Genomic DNA, 23,616 nt, shown 5'->3' on the forward strand with positions numbered 1-23,616 from the left:
CACCATCTCTTTAGTCCCGCGTCATGACACCCTCCCCTTTCCCGGACGAAGGCAGCGAAGCGCAAGGAGATCCGGGATCCGCGAAAGAAGTGCCGCGTAGCGGCTCTGCCTGCTGCACCGTTGCAGACAAGAGGACGCTTCGCGACTTTTCGTGCTGGATCCCGGATCTCCTTCCGCTGACGCTTCAGTCGTCCGGGAAAGGGGCGGCGTTCGATGATCCAATCCCCCTTGAACACGGCGGAGGACGCCCGATGACCCCGCAACCCCGCACCCTCCTCGACAAGGTCTGGGACGCCCACGTCATGGCGACCCGCCCCGACGGCCAGGCGCTCCTCGCCATCGACCGGCACCTGCTGCACGAGGGCTCGTTCCACGCCTTCGGCATGCTCGACCATGCCGGCCGCCGGATCCGCCGGCCGGAGCTGACCTTCGCGGTGGCCGACCACTACGTCCCCTCCCGCGACCGCGACGGGCCGATCCCCGATCCCGAGATCGCCAACATGGTCTCGACGCTCGCCGACAACGCCGGCCGGCACCGCATCCGGCATTTCGGCCTCGACGACCGGGCGCAAGGGATCGTCCACGTGCTGGCGCCCGAGCAGGGCCTGACGCTGCCGGGCCTCACGGTCGTCTGCGGCGATTCCCACACCTCGACCCACGGCGCCTTCGGGGCGCTGGGCTTCGGCATCGGCGCCACGGAAGTCGCGCACGTGCTGGCGACGCAGGCCCTGTGGCAGCGCCGGCCCAAGACCCTGCGGGTCACCATCGACGGGGTGCTCGGGCCCCACGTCACCGCCAAGGACGTGATCCTGGCGATCATCGCACGGATAGGGGCCGGCGGCGCGGTCGGGCACGTGCTCGAATATGCCGGCAGCGCGATAAGCGGCCTGTCGATGGAGGGGCGGCTCACCATCTGCAACATGTCGATCGAGGCCGGCGCCCGGGCCGGGATGATCGCGCCGGACGACACCACCTTCGCGTTCCTGGAGGGACGGCCCTACGCCCCGAAGGGCCCGCTGTTCGATCAGGCGGTGGCGGCCTGGCGGCTGCTGCCGAGCGACGCGGGCGCCCGGTTCGACCGCGAGGTGACGCTCGATGCGGGCGCCATCGCCCCGACCGTGACCTGGGGCACTAGCCCCGAGACCGCCCTTCCCGTCACCGCCGCGGTGCCGGATCCGGGCGCGGAAACCGATCCCACCAAGGCCGGGCAGATGCGGGCGATGCTCGACTACATGGGCCTCACCCCGGGCATGCCGCTCGAAGAGGTCGCGATCGACCGGGTGTTCATCGGCTCCTGCACCAATTCGCGCATCGAGGACCTGCGCGCCGCGGCCGGCGTGCTGCGCGGCCACAAGGCCGCGGTGCCGGGCCTCGTCGTGCCGGGCTCCGGCCCGGTGCGGCGCCAGGCCGAATCTGAGGGGCTCGACCGGGTGTTTCGCGACGCCGGCCTCGAATGGGGCGAGCCTGGCTGCTCGATGTGCGTCGGCATCAACGGCGACCTCGTGCCGGCGGGGGAGCGCTGCGCCTCGACCACCAACCGCAACTTTCCGGGCCGCCAGGGCCCGAATGCCCGCACCCACCTGATGAGCCCGGCCATGGCGGCCGCCGCCGCCGTCACCGGCCGCCTCACCGACATCCGCCGCCTCGGGAGCCGCTGAGATGCAGCCTTTCACGACCCTCCGGGCCGTCGCGGTGCCCCTCGACGTCGCCAACGTCGACACCGACCAGATCCTGCCGGCCCGCTTCCTCAAGAAGCCGAGGAGCGCCGGCTACGGCAACTTCCTGTTCCACGACGAGCGCCGCCGCAGCGAGGCCTACCCCCTCGACGCGCCCGCCTATGCGGGTGCGGGGATCCTGGTCGCCGACCGCAATTTCGGCTGCGGCTCGTCGCGGGAAGGCGCGGTCTACGCGCTGGTCGATGGCGGCATCCGCTGCGTGATCGCCCCGAGCTTCGGCGACATCTTCGCGTCGAACGCGGCCAAGAACGGCCTCCTGACCGTGACCCTGCCCGAGGCGGCGGTCGCGGCCTTGCGCGCGCGCCTCGCGACGGCGCCGGGCGCCGCGCTCACGGTCGACCTGCCGGCCCAGACCGTCACCGATCCGGACGGCCAAGCCGTCCCGTTCGAGATCGACCCGTTCAAGAAGCGCTGCCTGGTCGAAGGGCTCGACGACGTGGCGCTGACGCTGGAGCATGCCGAGGCGATCGCGGCCTTCGAGGCCCGGGTGGCGGCCGAGCAGCCCTGGCGGGTGCCTGCGGCCGGGGCGTGACCGGAAAATCCCGGGCCCCCAAACCCGAAACCCTTGATGGGGGTTAAGGCAGCCCCAGACCAGCGGTCGTAGTCAGTCAGGACAGCCACCTCATGGAGGAGCGGGATGTCCTGCTACTACTTTCACTTTCAGGTGGGCAGCCGCCTCATCCGCGACACGCGCGGCGTCGAGCTCGCCGAACCGGGCGAGATCATCCACTGCTCGGAGCATATCGCGGTCCTGCTGCGGCGGCGGGCCTGCCGCGAGCCGGAGTGGAAGGAGGCGATCGTCCACGTCGAGGATAAGGAGCGCCGATTCAGCCTGTTCCTGCCGATCGCGCGGTTCGCCGGGGCGATCCCGCGCCTGCAGGCCTGAGCGGCCGCTCGCGCCCGGCCGGGGAAGCGGCCCCTACGCCGCCTTGATCTCGGCCACGAACCCCCCGATCTCGCGCTCCAGCGTCGCGGCCTGATGCGCGAGGCTCTGAGCGGCCTGCAGCACCTGGCCGGCCGTGACACCGGTATGCGCCGCACCGTGCTGGACCGCGTCGATGTGGTCGGACACGACCTGCGTGCTGTGGGCGGCGTGCTGGACGTTGCGGGCGATCTCGCCGGTGGCGGCCCCCTGGTGCTCCATCGCGGTCGCGACGCCGGTGGCGATGGCGCTCATGTCGCGGATCGTGCCGCCGATCGCCTCGATCGCCTGAACCGCCTGTGCGGTCTGGGCCTGGATCCCGCCGATCTGCCCGGCGATCGATTCCGTCGCCTGCGCCGTGCGGGTGGCGAGGTCGCGGACCTCGGCGGCCACCACCGCGAAGCCGCGTCCCGCCTCGCCGGCCCGCGCCGCCTCGATGGTGGCGTTGAGCGCCAGCAGGTTGGTCTGGCCGGCGATGCCGGAGATGAGCTGGACCACGTCGCCGATCTGCCGCGTGCCGAGGGAGAGCGCCCGGATCGCCGCCTCGGTGCGCGACGCCTCGGCGTCGGCCCGGCCGGCGATGACCGACGAGCGGGCGACCTGCTGCACGATCTGGCCGATGCTGGCCGACAATTCCTCCGTCGCGGTCGCCACGCCGCCGACATTGGCGGAGGTCCGGCCGGCCGCCTCGGCGACGCCGGCCGACAGGCTCGAGGCCTCGGCGGCGGAGGTCGAGAGGTGGCGCGCCGCCCCCTCCATCTCGCCCGCGGAGGCGGTCAGCGTCCCGATCAGCGCCGAGACCTTGCCCTCGAAGCCGCGGGTCAGCGCCTCGAGGTGGCGCGCCCGCTCCATCTTGGCGTCGGTCTCGCGGCGCTGGAGCGCGTCGCGGCGCTCCGACTCGACGAGCCCGTCGCGGAAGAGCGCCACGGTGCGGGCCATCGCGCCGATCTCGTCGGCCCGCCCGGTATCGGGCACGGACACCGACCGCTCGCCGCGCCCGAGCGCCGCCATGGCGTCCGACAGGCGCCGGAGCGGGCGGGTGATCGAGCCGGCGAGCCTGAGCGAGATCAGGATCCCCAGGAGGACGATGCCGGCCGCCTTGGCGAGGAACATCGTGGTCCCGCGCGCGACACTGCGGGCGAAATCCTCCTCGTGTGCCAGCGCGTCGCGGTTCACCGCCGTCAGCAGCGTCCCGGACGCCGTCATCGAGCGGTCCCGGGCCTCGCGGGAGACCGTCAGGTGCCGGCCCCATTCCGCTGAGAGGGCGGTGGCGCGCTCGATCGCCGTGCGCCAGGCGGCGAGCGCCGCCGCGAGGTCGCCGTTCGCCTGGAGCTTGCCCTGGGCGCTCGCCGCGGACTGGTTCGCCGCCGCGGCGGACTTCGCGTCGCCCGTCGCCTTGAACTTCGCCGCCTGCTCGCGGGCGGCCTGGAACGCGTCGGCGGCGGCGTTCAGCATCCGGGCCCGGTCGAGGTCGTCGGCCTCGAAGGCGTCGGTGCGCTGCTGCGACAGGGCCTGGGCGATCCGGTCGCCGGCCTCATCGATCTCCCGGCCCGCCAGCGCCGTCTCCTCGTCCTTGATCCGGGCGAGGGTGGCGTACTCGTCGCCGTAGACCTTCAGGGCGGCCGCGATCTCCTGGCTGAGCGCCAGTTCGTCGGGCGACAGCCCGAGGGCGCCGCCCCGCTCGATCAGGCCGAGGGACGTGTCGAGGTGGCCGCGCGCGACCTTGAGGACCGCCGGCTCGAAGCGCTGGAGCCAGCGGCTGAGCTCGAAGCGCGTCTGCATCATCGCCATGTCGACGGCGCGGACGTGCTCGGTCTTGGTCCGGTTGTGCCGGTACTCGGCGAAGCTCCCGTTGACCTCCGTCACCAGCATGGTGCCCGAGAGCGCCACGCCGACGGTCGTCGCCAGCACCACGGCGAAGCCCGCGATGATCCGGGTCCTGATCGACAAGCGCGCCAGCCGCCCGGCCTTGATGTCCACTCGCATCGCTCTCCGCCGCCTCGCTCCGATCGATCGTACGGGCGAAGGTGGGCGAGCCCTGCTAAGCCATGCTTAAAGCGATGATGGAATGTCGGGTGCTTTCAGATAACGAAGGTCCAAAGCTCGATCGTCCGAGTCTTCACGGCACCTCGAAAAATCTGCGATGCGTCTCGAGGAATGCAACTCCAGATCGTTCCTGTGGCTTCCCCGAACCGTCACCTTTCCGGCCTATCGTGGTAACGCTACGGAAAGCGTGATGTCCCGGCCCGGTCAGCCGTAGGCCGCCAGCATCCGGGTCTGGCCCGGCTCGGCCACCGTGATGCCCGCACCCGTATACTCGTTGAGCTTGTTGCGCAGGGTGCGGATCGAGATGCCGAGGATCTTGGCGGCGTGGGTGCGGTTGCCGAGGCAGTGGTCGAGGGTGTCGAGGATCAGGTCGCGCTCGACGTCGGCCAGCGAGCGGCCGACGAAGCCCCGCGTCACCGCCTCGGCGGCCTGGACCGCCCGCGCGGCGGCGCCCGCCCCGGTCGCGCCGGTCGCGAGGGCGTCGCCCTCGGGCGAGCGGATCGCGTCGGCGTCAATCTCGGGGCCGCTCGCCAGCAGCACCGCCCGGTGCAGGGTGTTTTCCAGCTCGCGGACGTTGCCGGGCCAGGGGCTCTGGGTGACGAGCCGGCGCGCCTCCGCGGAGAGCGGCCGGTCGGCGAGGCCGTTGGCCTCGGCGTACTTGCGCGCGAAGTGGTCGGCGAGCGCCAGGATGTCCGCCGGACGGTCGCGCAGGGGCGGCAGGCGCAGGTTCACCACGTTGAGGCGGTAGAGCAGGTCCTCCCGGAAGGTGCCCTTGCGCGCCTCCTCGGCGAGGTTGCGGTTCGAGGTCGCGAGCACCCGGATGTCGACCTTCACCGGCTGGGTGCCGCCGACCCGGTCGATCACCCGCTCCTGCAGCGCCCGCAGGAGCTTGGCCTGGAGCCGGACGTCCATCTCGGAGATCTCGTCGAGGAGCAGCGTGCCGCCGCTCGCCTCCTCGAAACGGCCGATGCGCCGGGCCACCGCGCCGGTGAAGGCGCCCTTCTCGTGCCCGAAGAGCTCGGATTCGAGCAGCGCGTCGGGAATCGCCGCGCAGTTCACGCTGACGAAGGGCTTGTTGGCCCGGTTGGAGCGGGCGTGGACGTGGCGCGCCAGCACCTCCTTGCCGGTGCCGCTCTCGCCGGTGATCAGCACCGAGGCGTCTGAGCGCGCCACCTGCTCGGCGAGCTTGACCACGCGCTCCATCGACGGGTCGCCCCACACGAAGGAGCGGGCGTCCGAGGCCACCGCCTCGAGCACCGCGGCGATCAGCTCGGGGTCGGGCGGCAGCGGGATGTATTCCTTGGCGCCGGCCCGGATCGCCGCCACCGCGGCGTTGGCGTCGGTGCCGGTGCCGCAGGCCACCACCGGGGTGCGGATGCGCTCGTCGGCGAGCGCCGTCACCAGCACCCGGACCGGCAGCGACACGTCGACCATGACGAGGTCGGCGCCCTTGGCGCGCAGCGCGTTGAGCCCCTGCTCGATCCCGTCGGCCTGGGTCACGGCGGCGCCGCGGCTCATGGCGATCCGGGAGGCGGTGATGAGTTCGCCGTTCAGGCGTCCGATGATCAGCAGCCGCATGGCGGGCACTCCGTGGCGTCTCGTGTCGGGCAGGATGGGGACGGCGTCCTGCCTCAGCCGTCGACCTTGACGATCTCGGTCATCGTCACGCCGAGGCGCTCCTCGACCAGCACCACCTCGCCGCGGGCGACGAGGCGGTTGTTGACGAAGATGTCGATCGCCTCGCCGACCTTGCGGTCGAGCTCCAGCACCGTGCCGGGGCCCAGCCGCAGGAGGTCGCCGATCGGCATCCGCGACGAGCCGAGCACCGCCGAGACCATCACCGGCACGTCGAAGACCTGCTCGAGGTCGGCCGCCGACTTCGCCGCCACCGGCGCGTCGCGCATCGTGCTGGCCGCCGCGGTGTCGAAGGCGAGGTCGGCCTCGTTGAGCTGGGGCAGTCCGAGATCGTTGTCGGAGGACATCGGGGTTACCTTTGGGGCGAAACCAGAATGGGAAGAGGTCCGGAAAGTGTAAGCAGGCGCCGGCGTCAGGCCGGCGCGAGGGCGGAGAGCACGGCCGCCTCGATGGCGGCGCGGTCGCGCACCACGCCGCCGTCGGCCCACTCGATGCGGGCGTCGCCCGACGCGAGGCCCGGATCGCCGAGCACGATCAGGCGGCCCTCGTAGCCGCGCTCGCGGGCGAGCCGCGCGACCTGCCGCTCGGTCTCCTCGACGAGGTCGTCGTGGACCCGGATCGCCAGGTGGGGCACGCCGCGCAGGTGCTGGAGCGCGCGTCCCGCGGCCTCGGCGATCGCCGCCACCGGCTGGCTGTCGAGGGCGGCCCCGGCGATCTTGCGCCCGAGCGCCACGGCGAAGTCGAGGGCCTGGGCCTCGCAGGCCGCATCGCGTTCGTCCGCCGCGGCGATCATGCCGGCTGCCGCGGCCGCGACCCGGTTGAGGGCGTCGGCGAGGCGGGCCTGGACCTGCGCCTCGGCCTGGGCACGGCCCTCCTGCAGGCCGCGGGTAAAGGCGGAGGCTTCCGCCTCGGCGCGGGCGGAAGCCTCCGCTTCGGCTGCCGCCTGGGCCGCCGCGGCGCCCGGCGCGCCGGGATCCTCCCGCTGCGGCTTGCCGCCGGGGGGGCTGAAATCGGTGTCGAACAGGAAGCGCCTGATCTGTGCCATCAGTAGACCAGCTCCTCTTCGGCGCTGTTCTTGGCGATCATGATCTCGCCCTTCTCGGCCAGGTCCTTGGCGAGGTCGGTCATCTTCGACTGGGCCTCGTCGACGTCCTTGAGGCGGATCGGCCCGAGCGAGCCCATCTCGTCCTGCATGTTCTTGGCCGCGCGGCTCGACATGTTGGCGAAGAAGAAGTTGCGCACCGGGTCCGACGCGCCCTTGAGCGCGCGGGCCAGCACGTCGCGGTCGACGCTGCGCATCAGGGTCTGGACGCTGCCGGCATCGAGCTTCATCAGGTCGTCGAAGGTGAACATCAGCTGGCGGATCTTCTTCGCCGAGCCGCGGTTCGCCTGGTCGAGGGCGGTGAGGAACCGGATCTCGGTCTGGCGGTCGAAGGCGTTGAACACGTCGGCGAGGAGCTCGTGCGCGTCGCGCCGGGTGGTCTGGGCGATGGTCGAGACGAACTCGACCCGCAGGATCTCCTCGATGTGGCGCAGGGCCTCCTTCTGCACCGTCTCCATCCGCAGCATCCGGTTGAGGACGTCGATGGCGAAGTCCTCCGGCAGGATGGTCAGCACCCGGGCGGCGTAGTCGGAGCGCACCCGCGACAGGATCACCGCGACGGTCTGCGGGTATTCGTTGCGCAGGAACGAGGCCAGGATCTCGGGGTCGATCTGGGTCAGGCTGGCCCAGACCCGGCGGCCCGACGCGCCCTTCACCTCCGCCATGATCACCGAGACCTGCTCGGGCGGGAAGATCTTCAGGAGCAGCGACTCGGTGCGCTCGAAGCTCGAGGTGATGCCGCCGCTCGCCGAGAGCCGCGACACGAAGTCGATGATCAGGTGCTCGACCACGTCCGCCTCGAGCGAGCCGAGCTGGACCATGGCGTGCGAGACCTTCTTGATCTCGTCCTCTTCCAGCATGCGCCAGATCGGCGCGCCGTCCTCGTCGCCGAGCAGCAGCAGCAGCGCGGCGGCGCGCTGGGTGCCGGGCATCTCGGCGTAGCCCGCGGCCCCGGCGGTCGGGAGGGTGATCGGCATCGGGGTCGCGGCCATGACGTCGTGTCGTCCTCGGTCGAATCGGGGTGGCGAAGGCGGCCCTCGCGGGGCGGGTCAGCGGTCGTCGATCCGGTCCGCGTCAGCGGTCGTTGATCCAGGTGCGCAGCACCTCGACGGTCTCGGTCGGGTTGGACTTCACCACGTCGACCACGCGCTCGACGGTCTGGGCCTGGATCTTGCCGTTGATCTTGGCGAACTCGACGAGGCGGCCGGCCTGGCTCTCGGGGATCGCGATCTCGGCCGGCATGGCGGCCTTGGCGGTTCCGCCCTCCACCGCCATCACGCGGCCGCTGGCATCGGTGAGCACCGTCACTTGGCCCATGGCGAGCGCCGGGGTCTCGGCGGCGACGACCTTCGCCACCAGCGGGCGGACCACGGTCATCACCACGACGAGGCCGAGGAGGAGGAGCACCGTCATCTCGGCCACCCGCAGCACGTCCTCCTTGGTCGGCTGCAGCAGCGAGGCGAGGAGGCCCGCCTCCTGCAGCTCGGGCACCGCCGGGGTGTCGGCGAAGCGCAGGTTCACCACCTCGACCTGGTCGCCGCGGGCCTTGTCGTAGCCCACCGCGGTGCGCACCAGCGCGGTCAGGCGCTCGAGCTCGGGGGCCGGCCGCGGGGTGTAGGCCGCCTTGCCGTCCGGACCCGCCGCGTAGGTGCCGTCGACCAGCACCGCCACCGACAGGCGCTTGACCCGGCCGCCCTCGTTCACCTCGGTGCGGGTGACCCGGGAGATCTCGTAGTTCGTGGTCTCCTCGTTCTTGTTCGAGGCCTCGCGCGGGCCCTGGTTCTGCTGGCCCTGGTTGGCGCCCGGCAATTCGTTGCCGACGGTGACGCCGTTCTCGTTGCTCTGCGTCTGCTGGGTCTCGGTGCGGGTCTGGGTCGAGCGCACGACGCGGCTCTCGGGGTCGAAGGTCTCCGAGCGGCTCTCGATCCGGTTGGCGTCGAGCTCGGCGGTGACCTGGACCCGGGCGCGGCCCGAACCGACGATGCCGGCGACGATCTCCTCGACCTGGTTGCGTAGGCGCCGCTCGAGGCCGGTCTGGCGCTCCTCGAGGCCGATCCCCGCCTGGTCCTCGGCGCCCCGGGCGCCGTCGGCGAGGAGCCGCCCGCGCTCGTCGACGATCGAGATGCGCTCGGGCTTCAGGCCCTCGACCGCCGAGGCGACGAGGTGGCGCACCGCCCGGACCTGGCCCGGATCGAGGTCGCCGGCGAGCCGCACCACGATCGCGGCGCTCGGCGCCTCCCGGTCGCGGGAGAACAGCCGCTTCTCGGGCAGGACGAGGTGGACGCGCGCCGCCTGGACCCGGCCGATCGCCCGGATCGAGCGGGCGAGCTCGCCCTCGAGCGCCCGCAGGTGGTTGACGTTCTGGACGAAGCTCGTCGACGAGAAGGCGTCGCCCTTGTCGAAGATCTCGTAGCCGACGCCGCCGGCGCTCGGCAGGCCCTTGGCGGCGAGGTCCATGCGCAGGCGGGCGAGGTCGGCGCGGGGCGCCATCACGGTCTGGCCGGTATCGCCCCGGGTCTCGTAGCGGATGCCCCGGGCTTCGAGGTCGCGCACCACGGCGCCGGCATCCTGCACCGAGAGCTCGGTGTAGAGCACGCCCATCTCGGGGCGCGAGACCCGCAGGATGACGAAGGCGAAGAAGCCGACGAGCGCGAGGGTCACCGCCCCCATCGCGGCGAGGCGCGAGGGCCCCAGCTTCGCTACCAGATCGAAGACCGGCTTCACGACGTCACGCACCCGCCATCCGGAGCCGGAAGCGGCCCCAGGGCAAAATTTGCCGGGTCGTGGTTATGACTTGGTTAACGCGGCAGCAATTGACGTGCGCAGACCCGGGACGCCCGTGGCTTCGAGGCGAAGCCGGGCGTCCCGGGCGGGCCGATCGAATCGGGCCGGAGGCGCGGCCCGGAACCCGGGCCGCGACGGCATCGCGCGCCGGACCCCGGCGAACCGGGGGGCGGCGGACGATCCGGTCCTACTGGCGGTAATGCTGGATCCGGGTCGTGCGCAGGCCGGCGAGGCCGTGCTGCTCGATCGAAAACTGCCAGCTCAGGAATTCCTCGGTCGTCAGCGTGTAACGCTGGCAGGCCTCCTCGAGGCTCAGGAGACCGCCGCGGACGGCGGCCACCACCTCGGCCTTGCGCCGGATCACCCATCGGCGGGTATCGGTCGGGGGGAGGTCCGCGATGGTTAGCGGGCTTCCGTCCGGGCCGATGACGTACTTCGCCCTCGGGCGATGCGGTTCGGTCATGATACGCTCTACACTCGACTGACCTGTCGAGACCGAAGCTAGGGACCCGCGCTTAAGATTGGTTGAATCATTTCCCTCGCATGTGATTCGTAATCCACAGCAATCCACCGAATCAGTTGCTTGCGGTCCCACCGATCGCCTCGACGCTGCTGAGGGCCACGGTGCGGTCGCCGATGGTCAGGACCGGTTCGGCGCCGGAGACGTCCACGCTCGAGATCGTCCCGGAGATCTTGGTGTCGACGGCGACGGTCGCCCCGGTGGCGTCGAGGGCCTGGATCTTCAGGGTGTACTTGCCGTCCGGGGCGAGCTGCCCGGTCGAGCTGCGCCCGTCCCAGGCGAAGCTCTGGCTGCCGGCGGCGAGCGCCTTGGTCTGCGTCGCCACCACGTTGCCCTTCGGGTCCGTGATCGTCAGGACCGCCTTGGCGGCGGCCCGCGCCGGGTCGAGGGTCCAGGTCGCCTTGCCCTCGGCGAGCGACGCGGTGGCGCCGTCCGCCGTCACGGTCTTGCCGATGAGGCCCGAGGCGGTCGCGGCCGCCGACGCCTTGCTGGCGGTGATCAGGTTGCCGAGCTGGTCGTTGGTCTTGAGCTGCTGCTCGACCGAGGCGAACTGCACCAGCTGCTGGGTGAACTGGTTGGTGTCGAGGGGGTCGAGCGGGTTCTGGTTCTGCAGCTGGGTCGTCAGCAGGGTCAGGAACTGGTTGAAGTTCCCGGCGATCGTGCTGGCGTCGCTCGCGGTCTTGCCGGCGCTGGCGCCGGAGAGGCTGGTCAGGCTGCTGATGCCGGCGGTCATCGGGACCTCTCTCTGTCACGCGTCATCGGGATGGTCTTCTTCAGATTCTCAGGTCGAGGGGCCGGGCGAGGCTGCGCAGCGGCGCGAGCGCGGCCTGCCGCTCCTCGGGCGCCTCGACGCCGGGGCGCTCGGACCCCGCCGGCCGCTCCGCCCGCTCGCGCTGCGGGTTCCGGCCGCCGTCGTCGCGCAGGGAGAAGCTGAGGGCGCCGTCGCCCGGGTTGAGCCCGGCCTGGGCCAGCGCCTGCTGCAGGCTGCCGGCGTCGCGCTGGAGCAGCGCCAGGGTCTCGGGCCGCTCCACCACCAGATGCGCCTTCACGCCGTGCTCGCGGTCGATGTCGAGGCGCACGTCGATGCGCCCGAGCTCGATCGGGTCGAGGCGGATCTCGAACCGGTTGGTGCCGGACAAGGCCCGCATCCCGACCGTCATCGGCACGGCGCTCAGCGGCGCCTGCACCGAGACCGCAGGCCGGCCCTGGGGCGCGTCCGCGGCGCCGGCGCCAGTTCCGGCCTGGGCATCGTTGGCCTTGGCGTCGACGGCTCTGGAGTCGATGCTCCAGGCGCCGATCCCGTCGGCGCCCGTCCCGGCGATCCTCGCGCCGGCCTGCGCCGCCGTCGGGTCGGGGACCGGCTGCCCGGCCGCCGACCCGGCGCCTTCCCCGGCCTCGGCCCGGCGCTCCGTCGCCGGATCGGCGGCGACCGGGACGGCCGGCTTTCCCGCCGCCGCGATCCCGGCGCCGCTCGCCGCCGCGCCGGCCGCCGACGCTCCCGGAGCCGCACCGGTGGCCGGGTTCGTCGGAGCCGGCACGGCCAGAAGCGCCATCAGCGATCCGGGCGGGGCATCGCCCGCCGCGTCCTCGCCGTCCTCCTCCGCCTCGTCGTCGGGATCGACCTCGGCGCCCGCATCCCCGGCCGCCCCGGCCGCATGCGCCGCCTCGGCCTGCGCCGCGGCCGTGGCCTGGGCGGGTGGACCGGAGGCGCCCTTGAGGGCCTGCGCCTGCTCGGTGCGGTCGTCCTCGCGCCGCCCGGCGGGATCCGCCGCGCCGCCCCGGGCGGACGCCCTGCGGGCACGGGTCTCGTCTGTGCGGGCCTCCTGGGAGCGGGACTCCTGGGCGCGGGACTCCTGGGCTCTGGCCTCCTGGGCGCGGGCCTCGTCGCGAGCATCCTGGGCGCGGGAGCGGGCCGCCCCGTCGGCGGTCCGTGCCCGCTCGGCCCGGGCCTGCGCCGCGGAGGCCTCGGTCCGCGAACGGTCGGGGGCATGGGATTCGTCGCGATCCTGCTCGGCGCGGGCTCGCGATGCGGCGTCGGCCCGGTCGAGGCGCGACGCGCGGGCGGACCGGGCGGCCTCGTCGGTCGCCGGGCGGAACGGCTCGTGCGCGGCGGCCCGCACCGGACGGGCCGGCTCGCGGCCCGCCACCCGTCCCCCCTCACTGGCTGCGCTGATCTGCATCGCCGACCTCAATGCCGGCCCGGTGGGCCGACCTCCTGGGACGGGACCGGAGCAAGCCGCCTGCCAGTCCGGCCGGAAGTTCAAGCCATTGATATGTTGGGATGATTTTTGCAGCCGGACCCGGCGGCGGCAGGCACCCGGTCGAAATCTGCCGGGCCCCCGGCAAGAACTGCCGCCCCGCAATCCCGGTGGGGCCTTACCCAGCCGCCCTGGCAGAACCCGGGCCGGATCGCTATAGACTCCCTCGCGCGCCGTGGACTGCTTCCCGGAGCGCCGTCCGAAACCCCGCGCATGGTCATGAACTCGCTCGATCTGCTGAAGGCCCCGGAAGAGACCCGCGTCGTCGTGGCGATGTCCGGGGGCGTCGATTCCTCCGTCGTCGCCGCGCTGCTGAAGCGCGAGGGCTACGACGTGGTCGGGATCACGCTGCAGCTCTACGACCACGGCGCGGCGACCCACCGCCGCGGCGCCTGCTGCGCCGGCCAGGACATCCACGACGCCCGCCGCGCCGCCGAGACGATCGGGATCCCGCACTACGTCCTCGACTACGAGGACCGCTTCCGCGAGGCGGTGATCGACCGCTTCGCCGACAGCTACCTCCAGGGCGAGACGCCGATCCCCTGCGTCGAGTGCAACCGCTCGATCAAGTTCCGCGACCTGCTCTCGACCGCCCGGGACCTGGGCGCCGACGTGCTGGCGACCGGCCACTACGTGGCGAGCCGGGCGCTGCCGGGCGGCGGCCGGGCGCTCCACCGCGCCCTCGACCCGGCCCGGGACCAGAGCTACTTCCTCTACGCCACCACGCCCGAGCAGCTCGACATCCTGCGCTTCCCGCTGGGCGAGCGGCCGAAGGACGAGACGCGGGCGCTCGCCAAGGAGTTCGGCCTGTCGGTGGCCGACAAGCCCGACAGCCAGGACATCTGCTTCGTGCCCCAGGGGCGCTACCAGGACGTGATCGCCCGCCTGCGCCCCGACGCGGTGCGTCCGGGCGAGATCGTCCACCTCGACGGGCGGCGGCTCGGCCGCCACGACGGCATCATCGGCTTCACCGTCGGCCAGCGCCGCGGCCTCAACGTCGCGGCGGGCGAGCCGCTCTACGTCGTGCGCCTGGAGCCCGGCGAGGCCCGGGTGGTGGTCGGCCCGCGCGAGGCGCTCGCCACCTCGGTCGTGCGCCTCGCCGACCCGAACTGGCTCGGCGACGCGGCCCTCGAGACCGCCCGCGACCTGCCCGTCGCGGTGCGGGTCCGCTCCACCCGCGAGCCCCGGCCCGCCACCCTGACCTGGAACCCCGACACGTCCTGCGCCGAGATCGCGCTGGCGACCCCCGAGGACGGGGTGTCGCCCGGCCAGGCCTGCGTCATCTACGCGGATGACGGCCCGCGGGCCCGGGTGCTGGGCGGCGGCACCATCCGGCGGGTCGAGGCCGAGAGCCTCGCCGCCGCCTAGAGCAGCGCCCGATCACGTTGCAACCGGACGCTGCTCTAGGTCATTGATTTTGCCGCATTTTCTCACGTCGAACCGGTTCCGTTTCGTCGGAAAATGCTCTGGGGCGGTGCCCCAGGCCGTTGATTTTGCCGCATTTTCCGCGACGAGGCGGTACCCGCTTCCTCGGAAGATGCTCCAGGACGATTTCCGAAGATTTCCTCGGGAAACCGTAGCACAAGCGCGCGCGTCACAGCCCGCGAGACGATCGACCTCGGAGACGATACCGACATGCTGAGCGAGCCGCGAGAGGCGGGGCCCACCACCGCCTTGATGCGCAAGGCCTATGCGCGCTGGGCGCCGGTCTACGACGTGGTCTACGACAAGCTCACCGAGCCGGCGGCGCGGGACGCGGTCCAGGCGGCGCTCGTCGGCGGGCGGCGCATCCTGGAGGCCGGCGTCGGCACCGGCCTGTCCCTGGGCTACTACCCGAAGGACGCGGAGGTCTACGGCGTCGACCTGTCGGAGGACATGCTCCGCCGCGCGAACCGCAAGGTGGCGCGGCGCGGCCTCACCCACGTCAAGGGCCTCCAGGTGATGGACGTCTGTCGCCTCGGCTACGCCGACGCGAGCTTCGACGCGGTGGTGGCGCAGTTCCTCATCACCCTGGTGCCGGACCCCGAGGGCGCCCTCGACGAGTTCCTGCGGGTGGTCCGCCCCGGCGGCATGATCGTGCTCGCCAACCATTTCGGCCAGGACAGCGGCACCATCGCCAAGGTCGAGGAGATCGTCGCGCCGCTCTGCGAGAAGATCGGCTGGAGCTCGGCCTTCAAGGCCGCCCGGATCGAGGCCTGGGCGAAGAGCCGCGGCGTGACCTTCCTCGGCGTGCGGCCGACCTTCCCGGGCGGGTTCTTCAAGATCCTGCGCATGCAGAAGGCCGGGTGAGCACGCCCCCCCGGCCCGACCGGGACCCGCCGCCCGCCGCCCGGGAGGAGGCCGGCCCAGAGGCGGTGGCGGCCCCGGCCTGGCGCGGCTGGCTGCGGGTGCTGCCGCTCGTCGCGCTGGTGGCGGTCTCGATCGGGCTCCTCGTCGGCGGGTTCACCCGCTGGTTCAGCCTCGACCAGCTGCTGGCCTCCCGGGCCTATGCCAAGGCCTGGGTCGCGGAGGGGTTCTGGCGCGCCTATGCCTGCGCCTACCTGGCCTACGTCGCCACGGTGGTCGTGTCGCTGCCGGTCTCGGTGGTGATGACGACCCTGTGCGGGTTCCTGTTCGGCCCGGTCGCCGGCGCCCTGGTCTCGATCTCGGCCGCGACGACCGGCGCCGTCGTGGTGTTTTCCATCGGCCGCACCGCCGCCGGCGAGGTCCTGCTGCGCCGTGCCGGCTCGCGGCTCGGGCGCCTCGCCGAGGGGTTTCGCCGCGACGCGTTCTCGTACGTCATGGTCCTGCGGCTGCTACCGGTCTTCCCGTTCTGGATGACCAACCTAGCGCCGGCGATCTTCGGGGTCAGGCTGCGCACCTTCGCGCTCGCCACGCTCATCGGCATCAGCCCCGGCGCCTTCATCTACGCCTCGGCGGGTGCGGGGGTGGAAACCGTGGTGGCGGCCCACCAGGCGGCGAAGGAGGCCTGCCTCGTCGCCGGCGGCATCGCCTGCGACGCCGCCCTGTCGCTCCGGGCCATCGTCACGCCCCAGCTCGTCGCCACCCTGCTGGGCCTCGGCGCCCTGGCGCTCATGCCGGTCGCCTGGCGGCGCTGGCGCCGCAAAACCACGTGAACCAGGCGCTGGCGCCGCAAAACCACGTGAACCAGGCGCCGGCGCCTCAAGACCGTTTGAACCGGGCGCTGTCTCGCCCCCGATTCGTTGGGCGACGACTGGATTTTCGGCAATCCGGGGATAGCTTCCGCCTGGCCCCGCCCCTCCGGCGACCGGGGCCCGGTCGGTGTGTTAGGCTCAAGCGCGCCCGGGACGGAACGGCGCCGGGTGAGCGGGAGGCGTCGGGACGGTGAGGGATGACGCGGCGAGGCAGGGTGGCATCCGGCGCCTCGCCGGCCGCATCGGGCTGTCCGGCCGTCTGCTGCTGCTCACGGTGGTGTTCGTCCTCATCGCCGAGGTGCTGATCTACGTCCCCAGCGTCGCGAGCTACCGGCGCGCCTGGCTCTCCGACCGGGTCGCCGCCGCCCAGGTCGCCGCCCTGGTGCTCGACGCCGCCCCCCAGCAACGGGTTTCCGACGACCTCGCCCGGCGCCTGCTGATGGGCGTGGGCGCCCAGGCGATCGCGCTCAAGGCCGGCGGGGCGCGGCGCCTCCTCAACCTCACCCCGATGCCGCCGGAGGTGGGCGAGACCGTCGACCTGCGCGGGGCCGGCTGGTTCGAGGGCATCGGCGGCGCCTGGCGCACCCTGACGCGGGCGAGCCCCCTGCCCCTGCGGGTGATCGGCCACGGCATGGAGGGCGTCGATTTCGTCGAGCTCGTCCTCGATCCCGCGCCCCTGCGGCACGCGATGATCGCCTTCTCGGGCCGCATCCTCGCCGCCTCGCTGGTGATCTCCGGCATCACCGCCGGCCTCGTCTTCCTGGTGCTCCAGCTCTCGATCGTGCGGCCGGTGCGGCGGCTCGCCCGCAACATCGCGTCCTTCGCGGAGGATCCCGAGGATCTGTCGCGGCGCATCAGCCCGTCCTGGCGCAGCGACGAGATCGGCGCCGCCGAGACGGCGCTCGCCCGGATGGAGACGATCCTGTCGGGCGAGCTGCGCCAGAAACGCCGGCTCGCCGATCTCGGCCTGTCGGTGAGCAAGATCAACCACGAGCTGCGCAACCTCCTGACCACCGCGCAGCTGCTGGTCGACCGGCTCGAGCACGTCGCCGATCCCGGCGTGCAGCGGGTGGCGCCGCGCCTGGTCGCGACCCTCGGCCGGGCGATCCGCTACTGCGAGGGCACGCTGGCCTACGGCCGCGCCGCCGAGCCCCCGGCAGAGCGGCGTCCGACGCCGCTGCGGCCGATCCTGCGCGATGCCCTCGACCTCGCCGGGCTGGCGCCGGGCGCCGCCATCACCATCGCCGACCGGACTCCCGAGGGGCTGACCGTCGACGCCGATCCCGACCAGCTGTCGCGGGTGCTAGTCAACCTCGTGCGCAACGCCGTCCAGGCGATCGGGCTCGCCGGCAGCGGCGACGGCCCTCCCGTGGTGGCGATCGAGGCCGAGCGCACGGGTGCCAACGTCACGATCCTCGTCTCCGACAACGGTCCCGGCCTGCCGGAGCGGGCGCGCGCCCACCTGTTCGAGGCGTTCCAGGGCTCCGGCCGCTCCGGCGGCACGGGGCTCGGCCTCGCCATCGCGGCCGAGCTGGTGCGGCTCAACGGGGGTACGTTGAGCCTCGACGAGACCCGCAGCGGGGCGCGCTTCCGGATCGTCCTGGCCGACCGGGAGGCGTGAGCGCGGCGGTTGCCAGCCCGCGCGCGCCGACGCATCGTCACGTCATGTCCCTGCGCGTCCCCCTCTCCGCCGTCCGCTCCTTCGAGGCCGCGGCGCGCCGCCGCTCGTTCAAGGACGCGGCGGCGGAGCTGAACCTGACCGCGAGCGCCGTCAGCCACGCTATCCGCAAGATGGAGGCGTCCCTCGGCGTGACCCTGTTCGAGCGCCAGGGCCAGGGCGTGGTGCCGACCGCCGCCGGCGAGGCCCTGCTCGAGCATGTCGGCCGCGCCTTCGACGAGCTGCATCGCGGCCTCGACCTCGTGGCGGCGCGCGGGCCCCAGCTCCTGCGCCTGCACTGCGCGCCGAGCCTCGCGGCGCAGTGGCTGACCCCGCGCCTCGCCCGGTTCCTGGCCGCCAATCCCGGTTTCGAGGTCCGGCTCGCCGCCGGCATGGACTATGCCCGCTTCGTCGGCGACGAGTTCGACGCCGACATCGTCTACGGCCCGCCCCGGGGCGAGGGCCTGGTGACCGTGCCGCTCTGCGCCGAGACGGTGATGCCGCTCTGCGACCCCGAGCGGGCGGCCAGAATCCGCCGGCCGGAGGACCTCCTCGACCAGGTGCTGATCCAGAGCGACAACAAGCAGGTGCGCTGGCCGCTCTGGTTCGCCCGCAACGGCCTGCCGGCGCCCCGGCCGCTGGGGGTGCGCTTCGATCGCAGCTTTCTCGCCATCGCGGCCGCCGCCGACGGGCTCGGCGTGGCCCTCGAATCAGCCCTGCTCGCCGAGCGCGAGATCGCCAGCGGCCGCCTCGTCGCGCCCCTGCGCGGCCTTTCGCGGGACGTGACCTACGTCGGTCACCACCTCGTCTATCCGGCGACCACCCGGCGACGCGCCCCGCTGCGGGTCTTCGCCCGCTGGCTCGGGCAGGAGATGGGGATCGCGCTGCCGGACGATCTCGCGTGATCCGCGCGACGTCGTCCCGTCACCGCCGCGCCGTCGAGCCCCGGGCGATCAGCCGGCCGCTCAGCACCACCTTGCGCACCGGCTGGTCCGGATGCTTCAGCCGGTCGAACAGCAGGTCCATCGCCTGGGCGCCGATCTCGGTCACCGGCTGCTCGATCACCGTCAGGCCGGGCTCGACCAGCTCGGTCCAGGGCTCGTTGTCGAAGCCGGCGAGCGCGATTCCGCCGGGCCAGGGGATGCCGGCGGCGCGGGCGGCCCGCACCGCGCCCATCAGGATCAGGCCGTTCGAGAGTACCAGGGCCTCGGGCCGGTCCGCCTCGGCGAGCCAGCGCGCCACCTCGCCTTCCGCCGGCTCGGCATCCGGGAGCACGGTGCGGACCCGCGGCGCGAGGCCGTGCCGGCGCATCGCCGAGAGGTAGCCGTCGCGCCGCTCCTCGGCGGTCGAGCTCGTCGAGCCGAACAGGCCGCCGATGCGGGAAAACCCCTGCTCGACCAGATGGTCGACCAGCAGGGCACCGGCCGCGACGTTGTCGAGCACCACGCCGTCATGGCCGCCGGGCGGGCCGGTCCGGTCGATCAGCACCAGCGGGAACGGAAAATCCTCCGGCCGCAGCCGCTCGGCGGTGCGCCGCGTCGGCGCGAAGACGACGCCGGTGACCCGCTCCTCCTGCATCAGGCGCAGGTACAGCGCCTCGCGCTCGGCATCCTCGCCGGTGTTGCACAGGATCAGCCGCATCCCGGCCCGGTAGGCCGCATCCTCGACCGCCCGGCTCACCGCGGTGAAGAACGGGTTGCGGATGTCGGCGACGATGAGCCCGATCGTCTGCGCCGATTGCGAGCGCAAGCGGCGGGCCGAGAGGTTCGGCCGGTAGCCGGTCGCCCGCACCGCCGCCTCGACCTGCTCGCGCAGGGCGTCGCTGACCGGGCCCTTGCCCAGGGCCCGCGACACGGTCGCGGTGGAAACCCCCGCCGCGCGGGCGACGTCACGGATGCCGACGGCCATGCTCTCGTAAACGTTTTCACACCGATCCGTCGATCGTGCCAGCCCCCGGCGCGGCAGGCAAGTCCTTACGGGTCTGAAAGACCTCCAAGACAGGCGCATCGGTTGACAAGAGGTATGAAAACGTTTTCATGAGCAGCAAGCAAAACCGCCTCTCGGGAGGAAGCCTGCCATGCTCGCGCCGAACGCGCCGCGCGTCCTGATCCGCACCGCCGCCACCCCTGCCGACAAGGACGCGGCGATCCGCGAGGCGGCCCAGCTCCTCGTCGCGGCCGGCTGCATCGACCCGGCCTACGAGGGCAGCATGCTGCGCCGGGAAGGCGTGGCGAACACCTATCTCGGCCACGGCGTCGTGATCCCGCACGGCATGGTCGACGATCGCGCCCTGGTCCGCGAGAGCGGGCTCGCCGTGCTGCAGGTCCCCGGCGGCGTCGCCTGGCACGACGGGCAGGACGCCCACCTGGTGGTGGCGATCGCCGCCCAGTCCGACACCCACATCACCATCCTGCGCCGCCTCACCCGCCTGATCCAGGACGAGGCGCGGCTGGCGCGACTGCGCACCACACAGGATCCCGCCGAGATCGCCGCGGCACTGTCCGAGGACGCGCCCGCCCCCGGCACCGCCGGTCCGGCCGCCGACCTGCCCCACGCCTTCACCTGGACCGTCGACTACCCGACCGGCCTGCATGCGCGGCCGGCTTCCGCCTGGGTCGAGGCGGCGCGCGGCGGGAGCGCCCGGATCCAGGTCCGCCACGGCGCCGAGGTGGCGGACGTCAAGAACCTGATCGCCCTGCTCCAGCTCGGCCTGCGCACCGGCGACGAGGCGGTGATCTCCGCCGAGGGCGAGGATGCCCCGGCGGCGCTCGCCCGGCTGAAGGCCGTCGTCACCGGCCTCTCGGCCGGCGAGAAGGCCGCCGCCGCCCGCGCGGCCGAGGCCGCCGCGAAGGCCGCCGCCCCGGTGGCCGGCTGGAACCCGGCCGATCCGTGCCGGATCGTGTCCGGCATCGGCGCCAGCCCCGGCCTCGCCATCGGGCCGGTCCACGTGCTCGGCCCGACCGAGGTCGTGGTGCCGGACGAGCCCGAGCCGCTGACGAGCGGCGGCGACCGGCTGCATGCGGCCCTGGAGAGGACGGCGGCGCAGCTCAAGGCGCTGGCCGACGATACCGGCCGGCGCCTCGGCCAGGCCGATGCCGGGATCTTCAGGGCGCAGAGCGACCTCATCGCCGACACCGACCTCATCACGCTCGCCTGCCAGCTGATGGTCGAGGGCCACGGCGTGGCCTATGCCTGGCACCAGGCGGTGGACCGGATGGCCGGCCGGCTGTCCGCCCTCGGCAACCCGGTGCTGGCCGCCCGGGCGGCGGATCTGCGCGACGTCGGCCGTCGGGTGCTCGCCCAGATCGACCCGGCGCTCCAGTCCGGCCACGCCCTGCCGGACCGGCCCTGCATCCTGCTGGCCCCCGACCTCGCGCCTTCGGATACCGCCGGCCTCGATCCGGCCCGGGTGCTCGGGCTCGCCACCGCGCAAGGCGGCCCGACCTCCCACACCGCGATCCTCGCCCGCACCCTCGGCATTCCGTCGGTGGTGGCGGCCGGCGGCACCCTGCTGGCCCTCCCGGCCGGCGCGACCGCGATCCTCGACGGCACGACCGGGCGGCTTTACCTCGACCCGAGCGAGCGCGACCTCGTCGCGGCGCGGACCTGGCGCGACGCCCTGCGGGCGACGCAGGAGGAGGAGGCGCGCGAGCGCGGCCTGCCGGCCCGCACCCGCGACGGCCACGCCGTGGCGATCGGCGCCAACGTCAATACGCCCGACCAGGTGCCCTTCGCCCTCGCGCAGGGCGCCGAGGGCGTGGGCCTGATGCGCACCGAGTTCCTGTTCCTGGAGCGCGGCGACACCCCGGGCGAGGACGACCAGTACGCCACCTACCGGGCGATGCTGGAGGCGCTCGACGGCCGCCCACTGATCGTGCGCGCCCTCGACATCGGCGGCGACAAGCAGGTGCCCCACCTCGCCCTGCCGAAGGAGGAGAACCCCTTCCTCGGCGTGCGCGGCGCCCGCCTGCTCCTGCGCCGGCCCGACCTGATGGAGCCGCAGCTGCGCGCCCTCTACCGCGCCGCGAAGGAGTGCGTGCCGGCGGACGCCCCTGCGGCCAAGGACGCGCCCCTCTCGATCATGTTCCCGATGATCACCTCGGTGCCCGAGGTGCTGGCTCTGCGCCAGGCCTGCGAGCGGATCCGCACCGAGATCGGCGCGCCGCAGGTGCCGCTGGGCATCATGATCGAGGTGCCGGCCGCGGCGATCCAGGCCGACGCGCTGGCCGCCCATTGCGACTTCTTCTCGATCGGTACCAACGACCTGACGCAGTACGCGCTGGCCATCGACCGCCAGAACACCGAGCTGGCGCCGGAGGCCGATTCGCTGCACCCGGCGGTGCTGCGCCTGGTGCGGATGACCTGCGAGGGCGCCGCCCGCCACGGCCGCTTCGTCGGGGTCTGCGGCGGCATCGCGGGCGATCCGTTCGGGGCGGGGCTGCTCGCGGGCCTCGGCGTCCACGAGCTCTCGATGACGCCCCGCGACCTGCCGGCCGTGAAGGCGCGCCTGCGCGCCGCCTCCCTCGCCGACCTGAAGGCGCTGGCCGAACGGGCCTGCGCGCAGCCCGACGCCGCCGCGGTGCGGGCCCTCGACCGGGCGTCCCCCGGAACCGCGGAGGCGCGGCCGTGACCCGGATCCTCACCCTCACCCTCAACCCGGCGATCGACCGGACCGTCACCCTCGACCGGCTGGTGCCCGGCGCCGTCCACCGCGCCCGCGCGGTGCGGGACGATGCCGGCGGCAAGGGCATCAACGTGGCGAGCTGCCTCGCCGATTGGGGCTTGCCCGTCACCGTGGCCGGGGTGCTCGGCGCCGGCAATGCCGGGGCCTTCGAGGCCCTGTTCTCCGCCAAGGGCATCGAGGATCGCTGCGTCTGCGTGGCCGGCGAGACCCGCATCAACCTGAAGCTCGTCGATCCCGCCGGCACCACCGACGTGAACCTGCCGGGCCTCGCTCTCGGCCCCGCGACCCTGCGGGCGGTCCGCGCCGTGCTGGCCGAGGCCACCGGCCCGGACGTCCTGGCGGTGCTCGCCGGCAGCCTGCCGGCGGGGGCCGAGACCGGCCTCTACGCCGAGCTGACCGCGGAACTGAAAGGGCGCGGCACCCGGGTGCTGCTCGACGCCTCCGGGCCGCCGCTCGCCGCGGCGCTGGCGGCCGAAACGCTACCCGACGTGGTCAAGCCGAACCGGCACGAGCTGGAGGAATGGGCCGGCCGGCCGCTTCCCGCCCTCGCCGACGTGGTGGGCGCGGCCGCGGACCTCGTGCGGCGCGGCGTTCCCCTGGTGGCGGTCTCGCTCGGGGCCGAGGGCGCGGTGTTCGTGCGCGAGAATGAGGCCCTGCACGCGCTGGCTCCGGCGATCGAGGTGGCGAGCACCGTCGGGGCCGGCGACGCCCTGGTGGCCGGGCTGGTGGCCGGGCTCGCGGCCGATCTCAGGCTCGCCGACACCGCCCGCGTGGCCCTCGCCTTCGCGGCCGGCAAGCTGACCCGGGCCGGGGCCAACCTGCCTGGGCGCGAGCAAGTCGAGGCGATCGCCAGGACGGTCGAGGTTCGCGCCCTGACGGTGTGAAGCAAACAAAGTCCATCCCACCCTCGACCTCATCCTGAGGTGTCGGTCCATCGGAGATGGACCGACCTCGAAGGAGGGCTCCGGAAGCCTCGATGATCTCTGGAGCCCTCCTTCGAGGCCTCCGCTTCGCTCCGGCGCCTCAGGATGAGGTCGCGGGTGGGATGGTCTCGATACTTTGTCGCCAACTGAAGAACCGATCACCCGAAAATCATAGCAACCCCCAGGAGAAACTC

General features: G+C 73.0%; 20 protein-coding genes. 10 read left to right on the forward strand and 10 right to left on the reverse strand.

Annotated elements, in window-relative coordinates; all coding sequences use genetic code 11:
* Positions 1 to 251 precede the first annotated feature (251 nt).
* The 3 genes from leuC (at position 252) to BMX97_RS01540 (ending at position 2,622) form a co-directional block, all read left to right on the forward strand.
* The gene (gene leuC, locus BMX97_RS01530) at positions 252 to 1,658 is read left to right on the forward strand and encodes a 3-isopropylmalate dehydratase large subunit (protein WP_091744708.1); all 1,407 of its coding nucleotides are present in this window, start codon (positions 252 to 254) and stop codon (positions 1,656 to 1,658) included.
* 1 nt (position 1,659) lies between these two features.
* The gene (leuD, locus tag BMX97_RS01535) at positions 1,660 to 2,268 is read left to right on the forward strand and encodes a 3-isopropylmalate dehydratase small subunit (RefSeq protein ID WP_091744710.1); all 609 of its coding nucleotides are present in this window, start codon (positions 1,660 to 1,662) and stop codon (positions 2,266 to 2,268) included.
* A gap of 105 nt (positions 2,269 to 2,373) precedes the next feature.
* Entirely contained in the window at positions 2,374 to 2,622 is a 249-nt protein-coding gene (locus BMX97_RS01540) for a DUF6894 family protein (RefSeq protein WP_091744712.1), read from the forward strand.
* Positions 2,623 to 2,655: 33 nt separating this feature from the next.
* On the opposite strand, the gene BMX97_RS01545 is transcribed toward BMX97_RS01540, so the two are convergent.
* The 9 genes from BMX97_RS01545 to BMX97_RS33470 form a co-directional block, all read right to left on the reverse strand.
* Positions 2,656 to 4,638 carry a methyl-accepting chemotaxis protein gene (locus BMX97_RS01545; RefSeq protein WP_091744714.1) on the reverse strand — a complete coding sequence of 661 codons (1,983 nt, stop codon included), beginning with the start codon at positions 4,636 to 4,638 and terminating at the stop codon, positions 2,656 to 2,658.
* A gap of 270 nt (positions 4,639 to 4,908) precedes the next feature.
* Complete coding sequence (locus BMX97_RS01550) at positions 4,909 to 6,282, reverse strand: sigma-54-dependent transcriptional regulator FlbD (RefSeq protein ID WP_091744716.1); 1,374 nt, start codon at positions 6,280 to 6,282, stop codon at positions 4,909 to 4,911.
* A gap of 53 nt (positions 6,283 to 6,335) precedes the next feature.
* Positions 6,336 to 6,686 (reverse strand): flagellar motor switch protein FliN, encoded by a 351-nt coding sequence (fliN, locus tag BMX97_RS01555; protein WP_048425912.1) that lies wholly within the window; start codon positions 6,684 to 6,686, stop codon positions 6,336 to 6,338.
* A gap of 65 nt (positions 6,687 to 6,751) precedes the next feature.
* Positions 6,752 to 7,384 (reverse strand): FliH/SctL family protein, encoded by a 633-nt coding sequence (locus BMX97_RS01560; protein WP_091744718.1) that lies wholly within the window; start codon positions 7,382 to 7,384, stop codon positions 6,752 to 6,754.
* The gene (gene fliG, locus BMX97_RS01565; protein ID WP_048425914.1) at positions 7,384 to 8,433 is read right to left on the reverse strand and encodes a flagellar motor switch protein FliG; all 1,050 of its coding nucleotides are present in this window, start codon (positions 8,431 to 8,433) and stop codon (positions 7,384 to 7,386) included. The genes BMX97_RS01560 and fliG overlap by 1 nt, the downstream gene beginning before the upstream one ends.
* A gap of 82 nt (positions 8,434 to 8,515) precedes the next feature.
* Entirely contained in the window at positions 8,516 to 10,165 is a 1,650-nt protein-coding gene (gene fliF, locus BMX97_RS01570) for a flagellar basal-body MS-ring/collar protein FliF (protein WP_091745101.1), read from the reverse strand.
* Positions 10,166 to 10,412: 247 nt separating this feature from the next.
* Complete coding sequence (locus BMX97_RS01575; protein ID WP_048425916.1) at positions 10,413 to 10,688, reverse strand: CtrA inhibitor SciP; 276 nt, start codon at positions 10,686 to 10,688, stop codon at positions 10,413 to 10,415.
* Positions 10,689 to 10,800: 112 nt separating this feature from the next.
* Complete coding sequence (locus BMX97_RS01580; protein ID WP_091744720.1) at positions 10,801 to 11,478, reverse strand: flagellar hook assembly protein FlgD; 678 nt, start codon at positions 11,476 to 11,478, stop codon at positions 10,801 to 10,803.
* A 40-nt stretch (positions 11,479 to 11,518) separates the two neighbouring features.
* Positions 11,519 to 12,925: a flagellar hook-length control protein FliK gene (locus BMX97_RS33470; RefSeq protein ID WP_244538221.1), complete on the reverse strand. Its 1,407-nt coding sequence runs from the start codon at positions 12,923 to 12,925 to the stop codon at positions 11,519 to 11,521.
* 297 nt (positions 12,926 to 13,222) lie between these two features.
* Here BMX97_RS33470 and mnmA point away from each other — a divergent pair, with 297 nt between their 5' ends.
* The 5 genes from mnmA (at position 13,223) to BMX97_RS01610 (ending at position 18,720) form a co-directional block, all read left to right on the forward strand.
* Positions 13,223 to 14,371, forward strand: coding sequence for a tRNA 2-thiouridine(34) synthase MnmA (mnmA, locus tag BMX97_RS01590; protein WP_091745104.1), 1,149 nt, complete (start codon positions 13,223 to 13,225; stop codon positions 14,369 to 14,371).
* A gap of 267 nt (positions 14,372 to 14,638) precedes the next feature.
* Complete coding sequence (locus tag BMX97_RS01595) at positions 14,639 to 15,292, forward strand: class I SAM-dependent methyltransferase (RefSeq protein ID WP_091744724.1); 654 nt, start codon at positions 14,639 to 14,641, stop codon at positions 15,290 to 15,292.
* Positions 15,289 to 16,119, forward strand: a complete 831-nt coding sequence (locus BMX97_RS01600; RefSeq protein WP_091744726.1) for a TVP38/TMEM64 family protein — start codon at positions 15,289 to 15,291, stop codon at positions 16,117 to 16,119. The genes BMX97_RS01595 and BMX97_RS01600 overlap by 4 nt, the downstream gene beginning before the upstream one ends.
* Positions 16,120 to 16,348: 229 nt before the next feature.
* Positions 16,349 to 17,779 (forward strand): sensor histidine kinase, encoded by a 1,431-nt coding sequence (locus BMX97_RS01605; RefSeq protein WP_091744728.1) that lies wholly within the window; start codon positions 16,349 to 16,351, stop codon positions 17,777 to 17,779.
* A 44-nt stretch (positions 17,780 to 17,823) separates the two neighbouring features.
* Positions 17,824 to 18,720 carry a LysR substrate-binding domain-containing protein gene (locus tag BMX97_RS01610; protein WP_091744732.1) on the forward strand — a complete coding sequence of 299 codons (897 nt, stop codon included), beginning with the start codon at positions 17,824 to 17,826 and terminating at the stop codon, positions 18,718 to 18,720.
* Positions 18,721 to 18,739: 19 nt separating this feature from the next.
* On the opposite strand, the gene BMX97_RS01615 is transcribed toward BMX97_RS01610, so the two are convergent.
* Positions 18,740 to 19,723, reverse strand: coding sequence for a LacI family DNA-binding transcriptional regulator (locus tag BMX97_RS01615; protein WP_091744736.1), 984 nt, complete (start codon positions 19,721 to 19,723; stop codon positions 18,740 to 18,742).
* A gap of 169 nt (positions 19,724 to 19,892) precedes the next feature.
* On the opposite strand from BMX97_RS01615, the gene ptsP reads away from it, so the two are divergent.
* Positions 19,893 to 22,445: a phosphoenolpyruvate--protein phosphotransferase gene (ptsP, locus tag BMX97_RS01620; RefSeq protein ID WP_091744739.1), complete on the forward strand. Its 2,553-nt coding sequence runs from the start codon at positions 19,893 to 19,895 to the stop codon at positions 22,443 to 22,445.
* The gene (gene pfkB / locus BMX97_RS01625; RefSeq protein ID WP_091744744.1) at positions 22,442 to 23,383 is read left to right on the forward strand and encodes a 1-phosphofructokinase; all 942 of its coding nucleotides are present in this window, start codon (positions 22,442 to 22,444) and stop codon (positions 23,381 to 23,383) included. The genes ptsP and pfkB overlap by 4 nt, the downstream gene beginning before the upstream one ends.
* Positions 23,384 to 23,616 lie beyond the last annotated feature (233 nt).

It is taken from the genome of Methylobacterium sp. ap11, assembly GCF_900110515.1.
Classification (GTDB): Bacteria; Pseudomonadota; Alphaproteobacteria; order Rhizobiales; family Beijerinckiaceae; genus Methylobacterium; species Methylobacterium ajmalii.

Bases quoted from the DNA above. Each gene is read 5' to 3' on its own strand.
- leuC (WP_091744708.1), top strand. From the start codon at position 252: ATGACCCCGCAACCCCGCACCCTCCTCGACAAGGTCTGGGACGCCCAC.
- leuD (WP_091744710.1), top strand. From the start codon at position 1,660: ATGCAGCCTTTCACGACCCTCCGGGCCGTCGCGGTGCCCCTCGACGTC.
- BMX97_RS01540 (WP_091744712.1), top strand. From the start codon at position 2,374: ATGTCCTGCTACTACTTTCACTTTCAGGTGGGCAGCCGCCTCATCCGC.
- BMX97_RS01550 (WP_091744716.1), bottom strand. From the start codon at position 6,282: ATGCGGCTGCTGATCATCGGACGCCTGAACGGCGAACTCATCACCGCC.
- fliN (WP_048425912.1), bottom strand. From the start codon at position 6,686: ATGTCCTCCGACAACGATCTCGGACTGCCCCAGCTCAACGAGGCCGAC.
- BMX97_RS01560 (WP_091744718.1), bottom strand. From the start codon at position 7,384: ATGGCACAGATCAGGCGCTTCCTGTTCGACACCGATTTCAGCCCCCCC.
- fliG (WP_048425914.1), bottom strand. From the start codon at position 8,433: ATGGCCGCGACCCCGATGCCGATCACCCTCCCGACCGCCGGGGCCGCG.
- BMX97_RS01575 (WP_048425916.1), bottom strand. From the start codon at position 10,688: ATGACCGAACCGCATCGCCCGAGGGCGAAGTACGTCATCGGCCCGGAC.
- BMX97_RS01580 (WP_091744720.1), bottom strand. From the start codon at position 11,478: ATGACCGCCGGCATCAGCAGCCTGACCAGCCTCTCCGGCGCCAGCGCC.
- BMX97_RS33470 (WP_244538221.1), bottom strand. From the start codon at position 12,925: ATGCAGATCAGCGCAGCCAGTGAGGGGGGACGGGTGGCGGGCCGCGAG.
- mnmA (WP_091745104.1), top strand. From the start codon at position 13,223: ATGAACTCGCTCGATCTGCTGAAGGCCCCGGAAGAGACCCGCGTCGTC.
- BMX97_RS01595 (WP_091744724.1), top strand. From the start codon at position 14,639: ATGCTGAGCGAGCCGCGAGAGGCGGGGCCCACCACCGCCTTGATGCGC.
- BMX97_RS01610 (WP_091744732.1), top strand. From the start codon at position 17,824: ATGTCCCTGCGCGTCCCCCTCTCCGCCGTCCGCTCCTTCGAGGCCGCG.
- BMX97_RS01615 (WP_091744736.1), bottom strand. From the start codon at position 19,723: ATGGCCGTCGGCATCCGTGACGTCGCCCGCGCGGCGGGGGTTTCCACC.
- ptsP (WP_091744739.1), top strand. From the start codon at position 19,893: ATGCTCGCGCCGAACGCGCCGCGCGTCCTGATCCGCACCGCCGCCACC.